This window comes from Blastomonas sp. 34TW, from assembly GCF_059803595.1.
In genome coordinates, this window is the sequence record NZ_JAPFGW010000047.1 from 1 (window position 1) to 1315 (window position 1315).

Below are 1315 nucleotides of genomic sequence, written 5' to 3' on the forward strand. Positions count from 1 at the left end.
AATTGGACACCTCGAAGAACCGGTTATTTTCGGTCTGACGACGGCGCGAGGGGGCTGATCGCGGATTCTGGGCGTTGATGGGCGGCGTCTCTGGCCTGGTTTCTTTGGTTTTCAGTGCTGACTCGCCGCTCGGCGCGCCTTTTTTGCGCTACGCTTGCGCACCTCGCCCCTCAAGCCAGGCGAGGCGCTGGAAGTTTTAGGCGATGTTCGCCATGCCGATCTTGATGCGCGCGCGGGCGATGCCGATGGTGCGGATGAACAGCCCCATGCGGTGCTTCTGACCGGCGAACACGTGTTCGACCGCCGAGCGAACAGCAGAGCGCCTGGCATTGGCCCGAGCAATGTGCTCGGGTAGCGGCCGACGTGGCATGCGCCGTTGGTGGATGTTGCTCTTGAACATGCCGCGCTCGAGGAACGCCTCATTCTTCTTCGAGCGATAGGCCGTGTCGGCCCATACTCCCGAACCGGTGTTCTGCTTGCTGATTAGCTCCGGGAGCCGCGCACCATCATGGGCATTGGCGGCACTGGCATCCCAGGTCCTGATCAGCCCGTGAGCCTGGTCGATCCCGATATGGTTCTTGTAGCCGAACATCGGGATCGCAAGATCGACCGGCTTGAACGCCTTGGGATCAGCGCCCTCCTTCACCTTCGTCTTGGAGTATTTGACCGTCCAGCGGGCATCGCGGTCCTTTTGCCGGACCTTGGCGGGCCTCTCCTTCCAGCGCTCCGGGACCTTGCCCTGCTTGATCGCCGCCTTCTCCTCGTCGGTGTTGCGCTGCTTGGGCGCCAGCACCACGGTCGCATCGATGATCTGGCTACCCATCGCCAGATAGCCGCGGTCGGTCAGCGCCGCATCGAAGCGCGCGAAGAGCTTGTTGATCGCCTTGGCCTTCACGAGCTGCTCGCGGAACAGCCATACCGTGCTGGCATCGGGCGCCCGGCCATCGAGCCCCAACCCGAGGAACCGCTGGAACGAGAGCCGGTCCTTGATCTGGAACTCGGTCGCTTCGTCCGAGAGCGAGTAGAGCGCCTGCAGCACCAGGATCTTGAACATCATCACCGGATCGAATGGCGGCCGACCACCTTTGCTGCGGTCACTCCGCCTCAGCGCCACGATCAATGGCCCGCGGAACACTTCAAAATCAACCACCGACGCCAAGCGCTCCAGCGGATCGCCCGCCGCGCTCAGCGCCGCATACCGGTCCGACAAATCAAAGAAACCAGGCTGGACAACCATCTTCGCCTCCGCTCATCGCAGGGACATTGAATCAGGCTGCAGCCTCAAAGGCGAAAGGTTTTCGAGGTGTCCATCTGT

General features: G+C 62.3%; 1 protein-coding gene. It reads right to left on the reverse strand.

Going from position 1 to position 1315, the window contains the following annotated elements; genetic code table 11:
• Positions 1-196: 196 nt before the first annotated feature.
• Positions 197-1237, reverse strand: coding sequence for an IS5 family transposase (locus OPU69_RS19900; RefSeq protein WP_498513294.1), 1041 nt, complete (start codon positions 1235-1237; stop codon positions 197-199).
• Positions 1238-1315 lie beyond the last annotated feature (78 nt).